At 70.5% G+C, this 14,414-nt stretch carries 12 protein-coding genes and 1 pseudogene; 10 read left to right on the top strand and 3 right to left on the bottom strand.

Annotated features, from left to right (window positions below; translation table 11 throughout):
- Positions 1-4: 4 nt before the first annotated feature.
- Together AB0A63_RS11110 and AB0A63_RS11105 are read right to left on the bottom strand one after the other, a co-directional pair.
- Positions 5-1,213 carry an acyltransferase domain-containing protein gene (locus AB0A63_RS11110; RefSeq protein ID WP_360388428.1) on the bottom strand — a complete coding sequence of 403 codons (1,209 nt, stop codon included), beginning with the start codon at positions 1,211-1,213 and terminating at the stop codon, positions 5-7.
- Positions 1,214-1,345: 132 nt separating this feature from the next.
- Complete coding sequence (locus tag AB0A63_RS11105; RefSeq protein ID WP_360388425.1) at positions 1,346-2,572, bottom strand: amidohydrolase family protein; 1,227 nt, start codon at positions 2,570-2,572, stop codon at positions 1,346-1,348.
- A 342-nt stretch (positions 2,573-2,914) separates the two neighbouring features.
- Between AB0A63_RS11105 and AB0A63_RS11100 the strand changes: the two genes are divergently transcribed.
- Genes AB0A63_RS11100 through AB0A63_RS11090 form a run of 3 tightly spaced genes read left to right on the top strand, consistent with a single transcriptional unit; the run spans position 2,915 to position 6,131 of the window.
- Complete coding sequence (locus tag AB0A63_RS11100; RefSeq protein ID WP_360388423.1) at positions 2,915-4,456, top strand: aromatic amino acid ammonia-lyase; 1,542 nt, start codon at positions 2,915-2,917, stop codon at positions 4,454-4,456.
- On the top strand, positions 4,453-5,640 hold the full coding sequence (locus tag AB0A63_RS11095) for a YbdK family carboxylate-amine ligase (protein ID WP_360388420.1): 1,188 nt from the start codon (positions 4,453-4,455) through the stop codon (positions 5,638-5,640). Before AB0A63_RS11100 ends, AB0A63_RS11095 begins: the two co-directional genes overlap by 4 nt.
- 5 nt (positions 5,641-5,645) lie before the next feature.
- The gene (locus AB0A63_RS11090) at positions 5,646-6,131 is read left to right on the top strand and encodes a phenolic acid decarboxylase (protein WP_360388417.1); all 486 of its coding nucleotides are present in this window, start codon (positions 5,646-5,648) and stop codon (positions 6,129-6,131) included.
- Positions 6,132-6,141: 10 nt separating this feature from the next.
- On the opposite strand, the gene AB0A63_RS11085 is transcribed toward AB0A63_RS11090, so the two are convergent.
- The gene (locus AB0A63_RS11085) at positions 6,142-7,293 is read right to left on the bottom strand and encodes a histidine decarboxylase (RefSeq protein WP_360388414.1); all 1,152 of its coding nucleotides are present in this window, start codon (positions 7,291-7,293) and stop codon (positions 6,142-6,144) included.
- 39 nt (positions 7,294-7,332) lie between these two features.
- Here AB0A63_RS11085 and AB0A63_RS11080 point away from each other — a divergent pair, with 39 nt between their 5' ends.
- The 7 genes and pseudogenes from AB0A63_RS11080 to AB0A63_RS11050 form a co-directional block, all read left to right on the top strand.
- The gene (locus AB0A63_RS11080; protein ID WP_360388412.1) at positions 7,333-7,533 is read left to right on the top strand and encodes a hypothetical protein; all 201 of its coding nucleotides are present in this window, start codon (positions 7,333-7,335) and stop codon (positions 7,531-7,533) included.
- A 205-nt stretch (positions 7,534-7,738) separates the two neighbouring features.
- Positions 7,739-8,479, top strand: a complete 741-nt coding sequence (locus AB0A63_RS11075) for a hypothetical protein (RefSeq protein ID WP_360388410.1) — start codon at positions 7,739-7,741, stop codon at positions 8,477-8,479.
- A gap of 375 nt (positions 8,480-8,854) precedes the next feature.
- Entirely contained in the window at positions 8,855-9,985 is a 1,131-nt protein-coding gene (locus AB0A63_RS11070) for a cytochrome P450 (protein WP_360388408.1), read from the top strand.
- A 211-nt stretch (positions 9,986-10,196) separates the two neighbouring features.
- Complete coding sequence (locus tag AB0A63_RS11065) at positions 10,197-12,314, top strand: discoidin domain-containing protein (RefSeq protein ID WP_360388406.1); 2,118 nt, start codon at positions 10,197-10,199, stop codon at positions 12,312-12,314.
- Positions 12,315-12,369: 55 nt separating this feature from the next.
- Positions 12,370-12,801: a hypothetical protein gene (locus tag AB0A63_RS11060; RefSeq protein WP_360388403.1), complete on the top strand. Its 432-nt coding sequence runs from the start codon at positions 12,370-12,372 to the stop codon at positions 12,799-12,801.
- Positions 12,802-13,008: 207 nt separating this feature from the next.
- Entirely contained in the window at positions 13,009-14,043 is a 1,035-nt protein-coding gene (locus tag AB0A63_RS11055; RefSeq protein WP_360388400.1) for a S1 family peptidase, read from the top strand.
- Positions 14,044-14,091: 48 nt separating this feature from the next.
- Positions 14,092-14,414: pseudogene (locus tag AB0A63_RS11050) on the top strand (hypothetical protein); the annotation flags it as partial.

The following is a 14,414-nucleotide window of genomic DNA, read 5'->3' as shown; positions in this document are numbered from 1 at the left end:
CGGATCAAGCCGTTTCCCGCGCCGCACCGGCGTCTTTCAGCAGCTGGGCCACCGTGCGGACGGTGATGGTCGCGGGCGACTCGACCTGACCGAGCTCGACCGACCACCGCTGCTGGGCCTTGACCAGCACGAGGTGGTGCTGGAGGGAGTCCAGGCCGAACTCGGCTTCGAGGTCGACATCCGGGGTGACCATGTCCTCCGGGATCTCGAGCGCGGCAGCGTAGCTTTCGCGCAGGTAGGTGGTCACCACGTCGTCTGAGCTGGTCATGGCTGACTCCCTGGGGCTGGTGAGAAGAGTGGTCAACTGTCGGACATCGGTCTCGGTCACGCGTTTCCTGAACGGCGCCCACACCCGCGCCCTGCTGCCGAGGGTCTCGGAGACGAGCCGGGTCAGCGTGTCCTTCAGGCCGCATTCCACGAACTCCGCCACCCCCTCCGAGCTCAGCTCCGTGACGGCGTGGCAGAAGTCCAGCGGCCGCACCATCTGGAGCGCGGCGAGCAGGACAAGGTCGTCGTCGGCTCCCACCGCGCGCCCGAGCACAGGTGACCACACAGCCGTTTTCAGGGGCGCTGACCGGATTCCACGTACGGACTCCAGGTACCGTTCGAACGCGGGGCCGAGCGTGACGTGGTGCTGGGCGTAGGGGCCCGCGCGCAGTGCGGTCACCGTGGTGCCCTGCGCACGGGCGTGGTGCGCCAGCCGTTCGACCTCTTCCGCCGGGCCGGAGAGGATCACCTGCGTCGGGCTGTTCACCGCGGCGACCACGACGCTCCTGGCACCTGCCACGACCGCTGCCGCTTGGCAGGACGACAGCATGAACGCCGCGGTGGCGGCATCGGCGTTTGCGTGTGCCTGCAACGCTTTGGCGCGTTCGCACAACAGGCGGGCGCCGTCCTCGACGGTGATGCCCTCCGCGGCGACCATCGCGGTGATCTCACCGAGGCTGTGTCCGAGCAGGACGTCCGGGCGAAGCCCGAACTCCTCCAGGAGCACCCGGTGACAGCTCAGTTGTGCGTGGTAGGTCTGCATCTCGCTCAACGGGCTCCACGCCGTGGGCTCGGGCTCGCTCAAGACGGACGGCCACCCGAGGTCAGCCGTCACGGCGTCGATCCGGCTCGCGAGCTCGGCCGCGTGCCGTCGACCTGCTGCGTAGTGGGCGAACGGATCAGTGAAGAGCGATCCGAGGCCGGGAAAGACGAATGCGGTCTTCATGGAATCCCGTCATGTCGAACCTCTGCGCTGCTGTGCGGATCGAAGCTGACCTGTCCCGCTGGACGGTATGGCACCAGGACTTCGCCTTCCACGAGCCGTCCCATTCGATGGAACGACCCGTTCCAGCGTGCCTCACCGAACATCCGGATGGGCGTGCCGCTTGATGTGACCGTTCTGCATGACGAAGTCGACGTTCCCGGTGCAGCCGATGTCCTCGAAGGGGTTGCCGGGCATCGCGACGAGGTCGGCGAGCGCGCCGGGGCGGATGGTGCCGCGGTCGGGGGTGGCGAGCAGCGCGGCGGCTTCGGAGGTAGCGGCGCGGAGCGCGCGCAGCTCGCTGATGCCGTTGGAGACCATGGTGGGGAACTCGCGCCAGTTGTCGCGGTGGGGCAGGACGCTGGCGTCGGAGCCGAACGCGATCCGGGCCGCTGAGCCGGCGGGATGGGTGGCGCACTGGTGCAGGCGGTCGGCGTGCGTGCGGAAGGTGTCTCTGAGGTGGTCCGGCTTGTCAGTCCAGAAGTCGTCGTCGTCGAGGTGGCGCAGGCATTCGACGGTGACGAACTGGGTGGGGACGAGCCAGATGCCCTTGTCCACGAGCACGGTGAGCGTGGAAGGGGTGGCGAGTGAGGCGTGTTCGACGGAGCGGACGCCGGCGTGGGCGGCGCGCAGGACGCCTTCGTCGTTGAACGCGTGGACAGCGGTGGGCATCCCGAGGTCGCGCGCGGTGGCGACGAGGGCGTCGACTTCCGCCTGGGAGTAGGTGACCAGTTCGGGGTCGTCGTGTTCGGAGCCGAACCCGCCGGTGCCGGCGAACTTGATCCAGTCCGCGCCCTGCCGTGCTTCGACGCGGACGGCCTGGACGACCTCGTCGACGCCGTCGGCGAGGGCGCCCAGCTCGACGCCGAAGCGTTCGCCCAACCCGGCGGACTTGTCGCCGTGGCCACCTCTGCCGGAGATGATGCGCGGCGCCACGATCATGCGCGGACCGTCGACGACCCCTTCGCGCTGCGCTTGCTTCAGGTCGACGGTGACGGACGGGGGTGCGCACCCGAGGTCGCGCACCGTCGTGAAGCCGTTGTGCAGCAGGGTCCGCAACGACGTCAGTGCCGCCAGGGTCTGCGCACTGACGGAGGTGTCGGGTGGCAGGTCGGGCACGACGTGGACGTGGCAGTCGATGAACCCCGGAACCAGGGTGCGATCGCCCAGGTCGACCACCTCCGCCCCCCGCGTCCGCGTCGGGCCGACCTCCTCCACGCGGCCTCCTGCGACGAGCACCGAGGTCCGCCCGGAAGGACGGTCGGCGATCCCGTCCCAGAACCGGTCGGCGACCACGATCAAGGGGTTCGTCGCGATTGACATCGATTGCCCTTCACTTTCACCGGTCGACTGGTCGCAGGGCCACTCTTTTGTGGGAATCCGCACCCGGAAAGCGCAGTCCCGGTGGACGTGTTGCTGCTGACCGTAGGCTCCTGCGCCTGTTCGAGTGACGGGTTTCCCTCCATTTCGATCTTACCAATGAATGAGGTGCTCCGTGGTGGATTAGCAGGCTTCCCGTGCGGGCATCACCAATTAAGGGAACTGTGCGGTTGAATTCCGAGCGAAATCGAATACGCGTGAATACCGTGGAGGACGACGGTGGAGGACACGACGGCCGGAGACCGGTCATTGATCTTGGGCGAGAATTCTCTCGACCCGCGAACGGTGGCAGAGGTCGCCTCCCGTGAGCTCCGCGGCGGGATACGGCTGTCCGACAGGGCGGCCGAGCGGGTCGACGGCAGCGCGGCGCTGCGCGGGGAGCTGGTCGAGGCCGGACAACCCCTGTACGGGGTGACCACCGGTTTCGGTGACAGCGCGCGCCGGGTGGTGTCCGCGGACAAGGCGGTGGAGCTGCAACTGGGCCTGGCCGAGTACCACTTGGCGGGGGTCGGTCCGCAGACCCCGCCGGAGGTGGTGCGGGCGGCGATGCTGATCCGGGCCAACTGCTTGGCCAAGGGCGCCTCCGGGGTCCGCCGCGGCCTGGTCGAGCTGCTGCTGTCCTGTCTGGAGAACGACCTGGTTCCCGTTGTGCCCCAGCGCGGTTCGGTCGGCGCGAGCGGTGACCTGACGCCGTTGTGCTACATCGCGAACGTCCTGCTGGGCCGGGGCGAGGTGGTGGTCGGGGGTGAACGGCGACCGGCGTCCGAAGCGCTGCGGGAGTGCGGGTTGACGCCGTGGGAGCCGGAGCCCAAGGAGGTGCTGGCGCTGATCAACGGCACGTCGTTCTCCTCGGCCTTCGCGGTCGTCGCGCTGCAGCGCGCCACCCGCCTGGCCCACGCCGCCGAGGTGTGCACGGCGATGGCCTGCGAAGCCCTCGACGCCGACCGCAGCCACTACGACCCCGTGATCCACGAGCACAAGCCGCACCCGGGGCAGCGGGCGAGCGCTGAAGCTCTGCTGTCGCTGCTGGACCGGTCCGGCCTGGTCGAGGACCACCCCGCGTCCCTGGGCGATGACGACCAGGTCGACGGCGACTACGAGGAGCTGGACCAGCCGATCCAGGAGCCGTACAGCCTGCGGTGCGCCCCGCAGGTGATCGGGGTGCTGCGCGACACCCTCGACTGGGTCGGCCGCTGGCTGGAGGTGGAGATCAACTCGGTGGACGACAACCCGCTGTTCGACACGCGCACGGGCCAGGCCTACAGCGGCGGCAACTTCTACGCGGGCCACGTCGGCCAGGCGATGGACTCGCTCAAGGTGGTGACGGCGTCCATCGGAGACCTGCTGGACCGGCAGGTCGCGCTGCTGGTGGACGAGCAGTACAACCGCGACCTGACCCCGAACCTCATTCCCCGCGTGGACGACGACGACCCGCACGCCGGGCTGCGCCACGGTTTCAAAGCCGCCCAGATCACCTGCTCCGCCCTGGCGGCCGAAGCGCTGAAGAACACCATGCCCGCCACCGCCTTCTCCCGTTCCACCGAGTGCCACAACCAGGACAAGGTCAGCATGGGCACCATCGCCGCCCGCGACGCGCACACCGTGGTGGAGCTGGTGGAGAACATCGCCGCGGTCCACCTGCTGGCCTCCTGCCAGGCGTTGGACCTCCGCGGCGCCGACCGGGCCGCGCCCGCCACGAAAGCCGTGCGCGACCTCGTCCGCGAACACGTGCCGCCGGTCGAGGACGACCGCGGCGTGGGAGGTGACGTCAGCGTCGTCGCACGACTGCTGCGCACCGGGGCCGTCATGCGGACCGGTGAGCGGTGAACGCCGGCCACAGCGCTCTCGGCGCGTCGACCGGCCTGCCGGAGGGCACCGGCGTGACGATGGGCGTGGAGGAGGAGTTCCTCCTGGTGAGCCGCGGTTCCCGGCTGCCGGTCGGCGACGCCGCAGCGGTGCTGGCCGGTGTGCCTCCCGCGGACCTGCCCGGTGAGAGCCGCGTGGTGCACGAGCTGTGGGACACCCAGGTCGAGGCGACCACCGGAATCTGCTCCGACCTCGCGCAGGTGCGCGACGAGCTCACCCGCAACCGCGCCGCGCTGCGACGGTCGGCCCGGTCACTGGGCCTGGAGCTGGTGCCCTCGGGACACCCGCTGTTCGGCGCCGAGACCGCGCCTCCCCGGTGCGATGGCCACTACGGGTGGATGAGCGAGACCTACGCCGGGGCCCTGGCCGACCAGGAGATCTGCGGCTGCCACGTCCACATCGGGCTCGGCGACCGCGAGATCGGCGTCGCCGTGCTCAACCACCTGGCACCGTGGTTGCCGACGCTGCTGGCGCTCACCGCCAACTCACCCTTCCGGCGAGGCCGGGACAGCGGGTTCCACAGCTGGCGGATGATGGTGCTGACCCGCCTGCCGGCCTCCGGCATCCCGCCGTGGTTCGGTTCGACCGCCGAGTACGACGCCGACCTGGCCCGCCTGCGGGAGTGCGGGCTGCTGCCCCCCGACCACGGCGGCCTGCGCCTGGCCCGCCTGTCCGACCACCTGCCCACCGTGGAGGTCAGGGTCGCCGACACCACGGCCACGACCGACGAGGCGGTGCTCCACGCTGCTCTGGTCCGCGGTCTCGTGCGCACCGCGCTGGGCGAGCTGGACGCCGGCCGGGAGGCCCGCCGCCTCGGGGACACCGTGCTGGGCGACGCGTTGTGGGCGGCCGCTCGACACGGCCTCGACGGCCCGGCCGTGGACCCGTGGAGCGGCACGCGCACAGCACCGGGCGCGATGGTGTCCCGCCTGTTCCGGCACGTCGAGGACGCACTGGCCGCGACCGGTGACCTCGACGAGGTGCGCACGCTGCTCCACGCGGTGCTCACCGGCGGCAACGGGGCCATGCGGCAGCGCCTGGCCGCTGTTCTGCACGGCGTGCCCGGCGCGCTCGACCTGCTCGTCCGGGACGCGGAAGGTGGGACACCGCCACCGGCCGGACCGGTGACACCACTCAGGAGGTGAGCGACGTGAACGACGCCCTGCTCGGAAAGCACCTGATCTACACCTACGACAGCGGATGGCGGTACGAGTTGTACGTCAAGAACGCCACCGGCATCGACTACCGCATCCACAGCGGGCCCGTCGGCGGCCGGTGGGTCAAGGACCAGGCCGTCCACATCACCCGCCTCGACTCCGGCGCCCACACCGTGTCCTGGACCGAACCCACCGGCACCTCGGTCGCCCTGGTCGTCGACCTGGAGCACCGCCAGTTGCACGGCGCGATCTTCTTCCCCCGCTGGGTGTGGGACGACCCCGCCGAGACCGCGTGCTTCCAGAACGACCACCTCGACCGGATGACCGCCCTCCGCGACGCCGGACCCACCTACCCGGTCGAGGTGGTCGACGAGGCCGCGCGGATCACCTTCGTCGACCAGCGGGACACCGACGACGACACCGTGATCGACCGCGCACCCGAGGACCTGCCCGACGGGTACGCCGACCGCACGCGGTGAACCGGCCGGCTCAGGCGCGCTGACCGGTCAGGTCCGCGCAGAGCTGGTCGATGAGCTCGGTGGTGACGTGGGGCATGACGGACAGGTGCGCGCGCCCGTCCACGTCGAGCAGGTGCCAGGCGCTCATGGCCTCGTCCTCGGGACGGTCGAACAGCACGACGTTGCCGCCGGGGAAGCGGGTCGGGTTGAGCCCCGCTTCCCCCAGGCGCCGGACCGCGTGCTCGGTGACCTCCAGGCAGTGCCGGACCCGTTCGGCGAGCCCGTCGCGTCCCAGTCCGCGCAAGGCGTACCACAGCAGCAACGGCGACAGCGCGTCCCGAGACCCGCCGATCGTGTCGTCGTCGCTGCCCACCGCCACTCCCGGCCTGCGGATCGCGTCCGCGTCCACCTCGCGCACGAGGACCGCACTGCTGGGCAGGGGCGACCCGATGATCTTGTGGCCGCTGATCGACACGCTGTCCGCGCCGTCGGGGAACGACCAGGGGCGGCGTGGTCGACCGAACTCGGCGAGCGGCCCGCCGAACGCCGCGTCGGAGTGGACGAACACCCGGTCCACCCCCGCGTCGGTGGCGGCCCGCCGGATGCCGGGGATGTCGTCGACAGCGCTCCTGCCGGTGGTGCCGATGGTGGCGACCACGACCGCCGGCACGCCTCTGCTGCCGATCTCGTGCCCGAGCGCGGCGAGATCCAGCACGCCGCGCTCGTCGACGTCCACCGCCACGTAGGGCATGCGCAGGAGCTTCGCGATCTTCGGCATGGAGTAGTGCGCCTCGCGCGAGGCGAACAGCACGCCGTCCGGGTACCGCTCACGCGCCACGTAGGCCGCGAACAGGTTCGCCTCGGTCCCGCCGTGCGCCAGGTGACCGAACACCTCGTCCGGTGACCCGCCGGCGAGCTCGACGAAGAACGTCATCACCGCCTGTTCGAACGGCTTGGTGTCGAGCCCGTACTCGCTCGCCTGGTCAGGGCTGCCCGCGTTGTTGAGGTGCATCGACAGGAACGGGGCCAACGGGCCGTAGTCGAATTCCAGGTTGACCGGAAAACCGGTCATGTGCCGGGAACGCTCTTGGACCGAGGCCGCGAAGCGCTGCAACAGTTCGACGTCCGCGCCTCGGCGGGCGTCGCCGTGCACCGGGATCCGCAGTTCTTCCGGTGAGAACACGAAGACCACCTATTGGGCAGGAGCACCGTCGTCACCGCCGTGCTGCCCGCGCTCGCCCTGCGGCGGCAGACGATGTCGTTTCCGACATGGACCGTGTTCCATCATGCCGGGCAGACGACGGCCACCGTCAGCGCGAAACAGGTGAAATTCGATCAGCCCGTTCACGGACGCGGCTTCACGCACCGGCGGTGCTGCGGCGAGGAATGGGCGACCCGTTGCTCCTCGCGGGTGAACCGCTGACCAGGCACTGTCCCAGCCGGGGTGTCCACTTCTGGTCCGAGCCGTTCCGCGCCCTTCTTCGTTCGCGATCGAGGTGGAATCTCGACTTTCGCCGGAAATTGGAATAGATCGACACCGGGGTGCGAGCTTCACCTAATCGAACCTGTTGTTCCCGGTGCGTTCCGAGTACGAATGAACACCGCCACTTGCAATCTTTGGAGGATTCATGTCACCTGTCGACTCAGCCGGCCGCTCGTTCACCCGAAGAGGGCTGGCAGCAGCGGCGCTGACAGCGTTGTTGCTGCCGTTGACCGCGCCGGCGCCCGCTCACGCGGCCTTGGTCAACACCTACACCAACCCCGGCAACTTCACCTTCACCGTGCCGGCCGGAGTCACCGCCGTCACCGTGCACGTCGTCGGGGCCGGCGGCGGGGGCGGTGGCAGTGGTTGGGGGTTCTTCCCCGTGCCCGGACCCGGTGGTGGCGGCGGCGGAGGCGGGGCGAACGCGACCTGCACGCTGGCCGTCACCGCGGGTGCCGTCCTGAAGATCTCGGTCGGTGCGGGGGGCACCGGAGGCGGTCCGCGCGAGGGCGTCTACCAGGCCAAGGCCGGCGCGTCCGGCGGGAGCTCCGGCATCACCATCGGCACGACCGTGCGGGCCAACGGTGGCGGCGGTCAGGGCGGGCAGGGCTCCCTCGGCGACAACACCGGCGGGGTCGGGGGCAACGGGAGCAGCTCGGCGAGCTGCAGCGGCACGGTGGTCACCACAACCCCCGGCGCTGCTGGAGCCACCGGAGGCAACGGTGTGCTGAGCAGCGGCGGAGGTCCAGGCGGTGCGCCCGGTTCGACGGTGCCCGCCGAATGCGCGGCCGGCACCGGACGAGGGGGCAACGGCGCCAACGGCGGTGTGTTCAACGGGTTCACCGGCGACGTCGGCAGCAACGGCTGCGTCGTCCTCAGGTACTGATCCGGCTCTGTCCGGACGAGGCCGCTGACCCTTCCTCCTCGCCGGTGTGGGGTCAGTGGCAGACCTGACTGATCAGGTCCGGTGCGGTAGGCAGGTGCCTGAGAGTTGAGCGCCGTGCCGCCGCCTGCGCCCACTCGGTCGGACAGCTCGGGCGAACACCGCAGTGCCTCGTTTGTCGCAACGCCAGCCTGTTGACTGCGGGTAATCGCCCGAGAACACTGGGTGTTCACGAGGTGAGGAGTGGTCTGGTGAAACTGCTGAAGAGGATTGTCCGTCGTCGCTTCGCCAAGCCCGGTTACTACGCCTACCCGGCGGTGTGATCCGGTCCTGTTTCCGGGCCGTCCGCTCGGGCGGCCCGGACCGGGAGCCGTCCGCGTGAGAGACCCGCGGCAGGCGTTGACCGCCGTGGCGCGGTCCGGGGGTGGCGTGGTCGAGCTGCGGCCCGGTACGTGGCTGGTGACCGATCCCGCCACCACCGAGCGCCTGCTGGCGAGCCGGCACGCCCTGACCGCCAGGACCGAGCAGGGCGCGGATGTCATCTCCTGGGGCGAGGACGGCCTGGAGCGGTGGATGGCGGCCCGCCGCGCCATGCGCCCAGGACTGACCGCGGCTGCCGCTGCCCGGTTCGAGCCGACCACCGGCTCGTACGCCCGACGGGCCGTCACCGGGTGGGCGTCGATGACGAGCATCGACGCGATGGCCGAAGCCACCCGCCTGATGGCGGCGGTCAACACCCACTACGTCCTGGGTGAACCGGCGCCGGTCATCACCGCCCTCGTCGGGAACGAGCTGTCGGCCGCGCAGCGGACCCGTTTCCCCGTGTCCCGCCGGTTGCCGCGCAGGCAGCTCGCCACGTACACCGCCCTGCGCACCCACCTGCGCGATCGAACGCCGGCCAGAGGACTCGTCGCTGACCTGGCCGCCGCGGGACTGGACGAGCGGAGCACCACGCTGGCGGTGCGGGCCATGCTGCTGTCCAGCCACCACGTTCCCGCCGCCGCCTTGGCGTGGGCGCTGCACGAGCTGTCCCGGTGTCCCGATCTCCAGCGGAAGATCCGCGACGAAGCCACCGCACTTCCGGACCCTGGCGCCGCTGACCTGCCCCTGTGCCGGGCGGTCGTCAGGGAAACCCTGCGCCTGCACCCGCCGATCTGGCAGCTGCGGCGCGTCCTGGACGCCCCCGTCCCCGGCTTCCCGGCCGGCGCCGAGGTGCTGTTCAGCCCGTACCTCAACCACCGCGACCCGGCAGTCCACCTCGACCCGGACCGGTTCGACCCCCACCGGTGGACCTCCGCTCCGCGCCCTTCCCCTGGCTCCTACCTGCCCTTCGGGCTGGGGCACCGCTTCTGCCCCGGCTCCCACCTGGCCACCGCCGAACTCACCGTCGTCCTCGCCGCGGTCCTCGCAGGTCACCACGTCCTGCCGCGCCAGACGCCCAAGCCGCTGCGAGGTGTCCTGAACGCACCGCACCGCCTGCGTGTGGCCCTGGTTCCGCGTCCCCGGTGAATCGGTGTTGTCGAAGTTCTTGGTCGCCTGTCCTCCTGCTCACGCGGACGATGACTGGAGAGCGCTCTCCCAAACAGCGTCCCGCTGGGCGCCGGGAAGTGTCAAGAGGGCTCGTTGACATCGCTGACCTGCGTTCGTAACATTCGTCGGCAGGGGCTGTGAGAGCGCTCTCCCGCATCTCTCGTCCCCAGTCGACCCTGCAGGAGACGCAATGTCCCGCCTCCGCTCCATCGGCACAGTCATCGCCGTAGTCGTAGGACTCGCAGTCGTGCCGGGCCCGGTCAGCGCCGCGCCCTCACTGCTGTCCCAGGGAAAACCCGCCACCGCCTCGTCGACGGAGGGCGCGGGCACCCCGGCATCCGCTGCTGTCGACGGTGACGCCGGCACCCGCTGGTCCAGCGCGTGGAGCGACCCGCAGTGGCTGCGGGTCGACCTCGGCGCGTCCTCGTCCATCACCCGCGTCGAGCTCGACTGGGAGGGTGCCTACGCCACGGCGTTCGAGATCCAGGTCTCCGCCACCGGTGACGCGTGGACGCCGGTCCGCTCGGTCACCGGTGGCACCGGCGGCCGGCAGGGCTTCGACGTCAGCGGCACCGGCCGGTACGTCCGGGTCCACTCGACACAGCGCGCCAACGGTTACGGCGTCTCGCTGTGGGAGTTCCGGGTGTTCGGCGAGCAGGGTTCCACCCCGCAGCCGGGCACCGGGGTGCGGGTGACCGGCTCGCAGGGCAACTGGCAGCTGACCGTGGACGGCCGGCCGTGGACGGTGAAGGGCCTGACGTGGGGCCCGCCCGCCGCGGACGCCGCGCGGTACATGCCGGAGCTGAAGTCCATGGGCGCCAACACGTTGCGCACCTGGGGCACGGACGCCTCCACCCGCCCGCTGCTGGACGCGGCGGCGGCGAACGGGCTGCGCGTGATCAACGGCTTCTGGTTGCAGCCCGGTGGCGGTCCCGGTTCTGGCGGCTGCGTCAACTACGTGACCGACGCGCAGTACAAGGCGGACACGCTCGGCCAGATCCGGCAGTGGGTCACGACCTACCGGGACCACCCCGGCGTGCTGATGTGGAACGTGGGCAACGAGTCCATCCTCGGGCTGCAGAACTGCTACTCCGGCGCCGAGCTGGAGAACCAGCGCGTTGCTTACGCCAAGTACGTCAACGAGGCCGCCCGCGCGATCCACGCGATCGACACCAACCACCCGGTGACCAACACCGACGCCTGGACCGGTGCGTGGGTGTACCTGAAGGCCCACGCTCCCGACCTCGACCTGTACGCGGTCAACTCCTACGGCAACGTCTGCAAGGTGCGGGAGGACTGGGTCGGCGGCGGCTACACCAAGCCGTACATCCTCACCGAGGCCGGCCCGGCCGGTGAGTGGGAGGTCCCCAACGACGCCAACGGCGTTCCGGCCGAGCCCACGGACGTGCAGAAGCGCGACGGTTACACGCAGGCGTGGAACTGCATCACCGGCCACACCGGCGTTTCCTTCGGCGGCACGCTGTTCCACTACGGCACCGAGTACGACTTCGGCGCCGTGTGGTTCAACCTGGCCCCGGCGGGCAAGAAGCGGCTGTCGTTCTACTCGGTGCAGCGCGCGTTCGGCGGTGCGACGCCGGCGAACACCCCGCCGGTGATCTCCGCGATGACCGTCCCGCAGACCGTCGCCGCCGGTGCGCCGCTCACGATCGACGTCGCGGCGTCGGACCTCGACGGGGACGCCATCGCCTGGTCGGCGGCGTTCAACAGCAAGTACGTCGACAACAGCGGCGGCCTCGCGAACGCGCCGGTGCGGGTGAACGGCAACCGGCTGACCGTGACCGCACCCGACCGGCTCGGCGTGTGGAAGGTCTACGTGATCGCCGAGGACGGCCGCGGCAACATCGGCATCGAGACGAGGTCCGTCCACGTCGTGGCACCGCAGCCCGCCGGGGTGGACGTCGCGCGGGGCAAGGCGGTCACCGCGTCGTCGTACCAGCAGGTCGGTGACGGCGCCCCGTTCCCGCCGGCCAACGCCGTCGACGGCAACGGCGCGACCCGCTGGGCCACCGACTGGGCCGACCCGCAGTGGCTGCGCGTCGACCTCGGCGCGGTGACGACGTTCCAGCACGTGCAGCTGGTGTGGGAGGGCGCGTTCGGCCGGGCGTACGAGGTCCAGGTGTCCGACGACGGCACGAACTGGCGTTCGGTGTACGGCACGACCACCGGCAACGGCGGCGTGGACTCGATCGACGTCACCGCGACCGGGCGGTACGTGCGGCTGTACGCCACCCAACGCGGAACCGGCTGGGGTTACTCGCTCTACGAGCTGGGCGTCTACCGCAGGTGATGCCCGGCGCACCGAACCGGCCCACGGCACCACATGATCCGGTTAAGGTGCCGGAATGGCGGAGAGCGGATTCGTCGAGATCCACGGGGCCAACCGGGGCAACAACGTGTTCCTGCACCTGTTCGCCGTGGCGTTGATGCTCACCGGACCGATCGTCTACGCGGCCAACGACGGCGGCACCGTCGGCATCGTGCTCACCGCGGTGCTGGTGCCGCTGGGCATCTCCGTGTGGCGCGGGATCGGGCGGGCCAAGCGGCGGCTGCTGCGGCTGGACGAGGTGGGTCTGCCCGCGACCGCCCACGTGCTGACCATGGAGCCGATCAGCGAGGACGCCACGGTCCGCGTCCGGCTCTGGATCAGCGGCCCCGACGTGCCCGGCTTCGTGGCCGAACACGACGCCAGGTACGACCCGAGCCTGCGGCCGGGCAACGAGCTGGCCGCGACGGTCGACCCCGACGACCACCACGACTTCGAGCTTGACTACTAGGGCTGGGCACGGCCGGAAGCACAGCGGAATGGCATTATTGAAAGCGCTAATACTATTTTCCGCCCTTTGCGGCTTGACGCTCTCGCTGATCTCGTGACCTGCGAGAAATAAATATTATCGTCTGGACGTCCCTCTTTTGGTCGAGCACTCTGCTGTGCACACCCGGCGCGCCGCCCGCCGTCCGTCGAGAACAGCCGAGGAGAGACGATGAACGGTTGCACCGCCGCCCTCAAGCTGGCATCGGTCGTGGCCCTGGCAGCCGGTCTGGTCGTGACCGCGCCCGTCGCGCACGCCGCACCCGATCCCGGTCAGCTGGCTGACGTCCTCGCAGACCGGCTCGGAGCCGCGAGCGCCGGGTCCTACGTGGACGGGGGAGGAAGACTCGTCGTCACGGTGACCGACCGGGCCGCGGCGGACACCGTCACCGCGACCGGTGCGCGTGCCGAGATCGTCAAGCACAGCGCGGCGACTCTCGGTGCCAGCGCCGCCGTCCTGGACCGCACGGCGCGGATTCCCGGCACCTCCTGGGGGATCGACCCCGCGACCAACCAGGTCGTGGTGTCCGCCGACGCGACCGTCACCGGCTCCGCGCTCGCCCGGCTGAGGTCCGTGGTCGGCGGTCTCGGCGACACGGCACGGCTGGAGCAGGTCAGCGGCTCGTTCCGGCCCACCATCACCGGCGGTGACGCCATCCTCGGCGGCGGCGTGCGGTGCTCGCTCGGGTTCAACGTCAAGACGCCCGGCACCAGCACCGCCTACCTGCTGACCGCCGGTCACTGCGGCAACCTCACGTCCACCTGGAGCACCTCCGGCGGTCAGGTCGTCGCGTCCCGCACGGGAACCAGCTTCCCCGGCAACGACTACGCCCTGTTCCGCTACACCAGCGGCATCAGCCGGCCCGGCTCGGTCAACCTGTACAACGGCTCCCAGCGCGACATCGCCCGCGCCGGCGACCCCGTGGTGGGGCAGACCGTCGGCCGCAGCGGCAGCACCACCGGGTTCCACCGGGGCAAGGTCACCGGCCTGAACGTCACGGTGAACTACGCGGACGGCACCACCGTGACCGGCATGATCGCGACGACGGTCTGCGTCGAGGGCGGCGACAGCGGGGGGCCGCTGTTCGCCGACAACACCGCACTCGGCCTGACCTCGGGCGGCAGCGGCAACTGCGCCAGCGGCGGCCGGTCGTTCTACCAGCCCGTCACCGAAGCCCTCCGTGCCTACGGCGTGGCGATCTACTGACGTCCGCCGTCACTCCACAATGGATTCTTCAGCGTCGAGGAGCGTTCCATGACAGTCAACCGTCGCCGTCTTCTGCTGGGCAGTGCGGCTCTGCTGGCGGGCACCGCGGGTGCGACCGGTGCGGCCGGTACCGCCGCCGCGGCGCCGGCGGGGTTTCCCGACTACCGCTACCGCAGGCTCGCCCTGGTCAAGAGCAAGCTGCGGTACAACCCGACCGGTGAGCTGATCTTCCCGACGATCCGGGGCACGAAGGACCGCATCCCCGGCGCCCGTGCCGCCTACTACCTGTACTACGCGCCGCACGACGCACCGGGCGGGATCTGCCTGGCCTATGCCAACACCCTCGACGAGGAGTTCACCGAGTACCCGGG

Origin of the sequence: Lentzea sp. NPDC042327 (assembly GCF_040647275.1) — a bacterium.
Classification (GTDB): domain Bacteria; phylum Actinomycetota; class Actinomycetes; order Mycobacteriales; family Pseudonocardiaceae; genus Lentzea.
The sequence above is the reverse complement of the archived record's forward strand: the minus strand, read 5'-3'. Positions and strand labels throughout refer to the sequence as shown.

Excerpts from the sequence above, each read along its gene's own strand:
- AB0A63_RS11110 (WP_360388428.1), bottom strand. The coding sequence starts at position 1,213 with ATGAAGACCGCATTCGTCTTTCCCGGCCTCGGATCGCTCTTCACTGAT.
- AB0A63_RS11105 (WP_360388425.1), bottom strand. The coding sequence starts at position 2,572 with ATGTCAATCGCGACGAACCCCTTGATCGTGGTCGCCGACCGGTTCTGG.
- AB0A63_RS11075 (WP_360388410.1), top strand. The coding sequence starts at position 7,739 with ATGTCACCTGTCGACTCAGCCGGCCGCTCGTTCACCCGAAGAGGGCTG.
- AB0A63_RS11065 (WP_360388406.1), top strand. The coding sequence starts at position 10,197 with ATGTCCCGCCTCCGCTCCATCGGCACAGTCATCGCCGTAGTCGTAGGA.
- AB0A63_RS11060 (WP_360388403.1), top strand. The coding sequence starts at position 12,370 with ATGGCGGAGAGCGGATTCGTCGAGATCCACGGGGCCAACCGGGGCAAC.
- AB0A63_RS11055 (WP_360388400.1), top strand. The coding sequence starts at position 13,009 with ATGAACGGTTGCACCGCCGCCCTCAAGCTGGCATCGGTCGTGGCCCTG.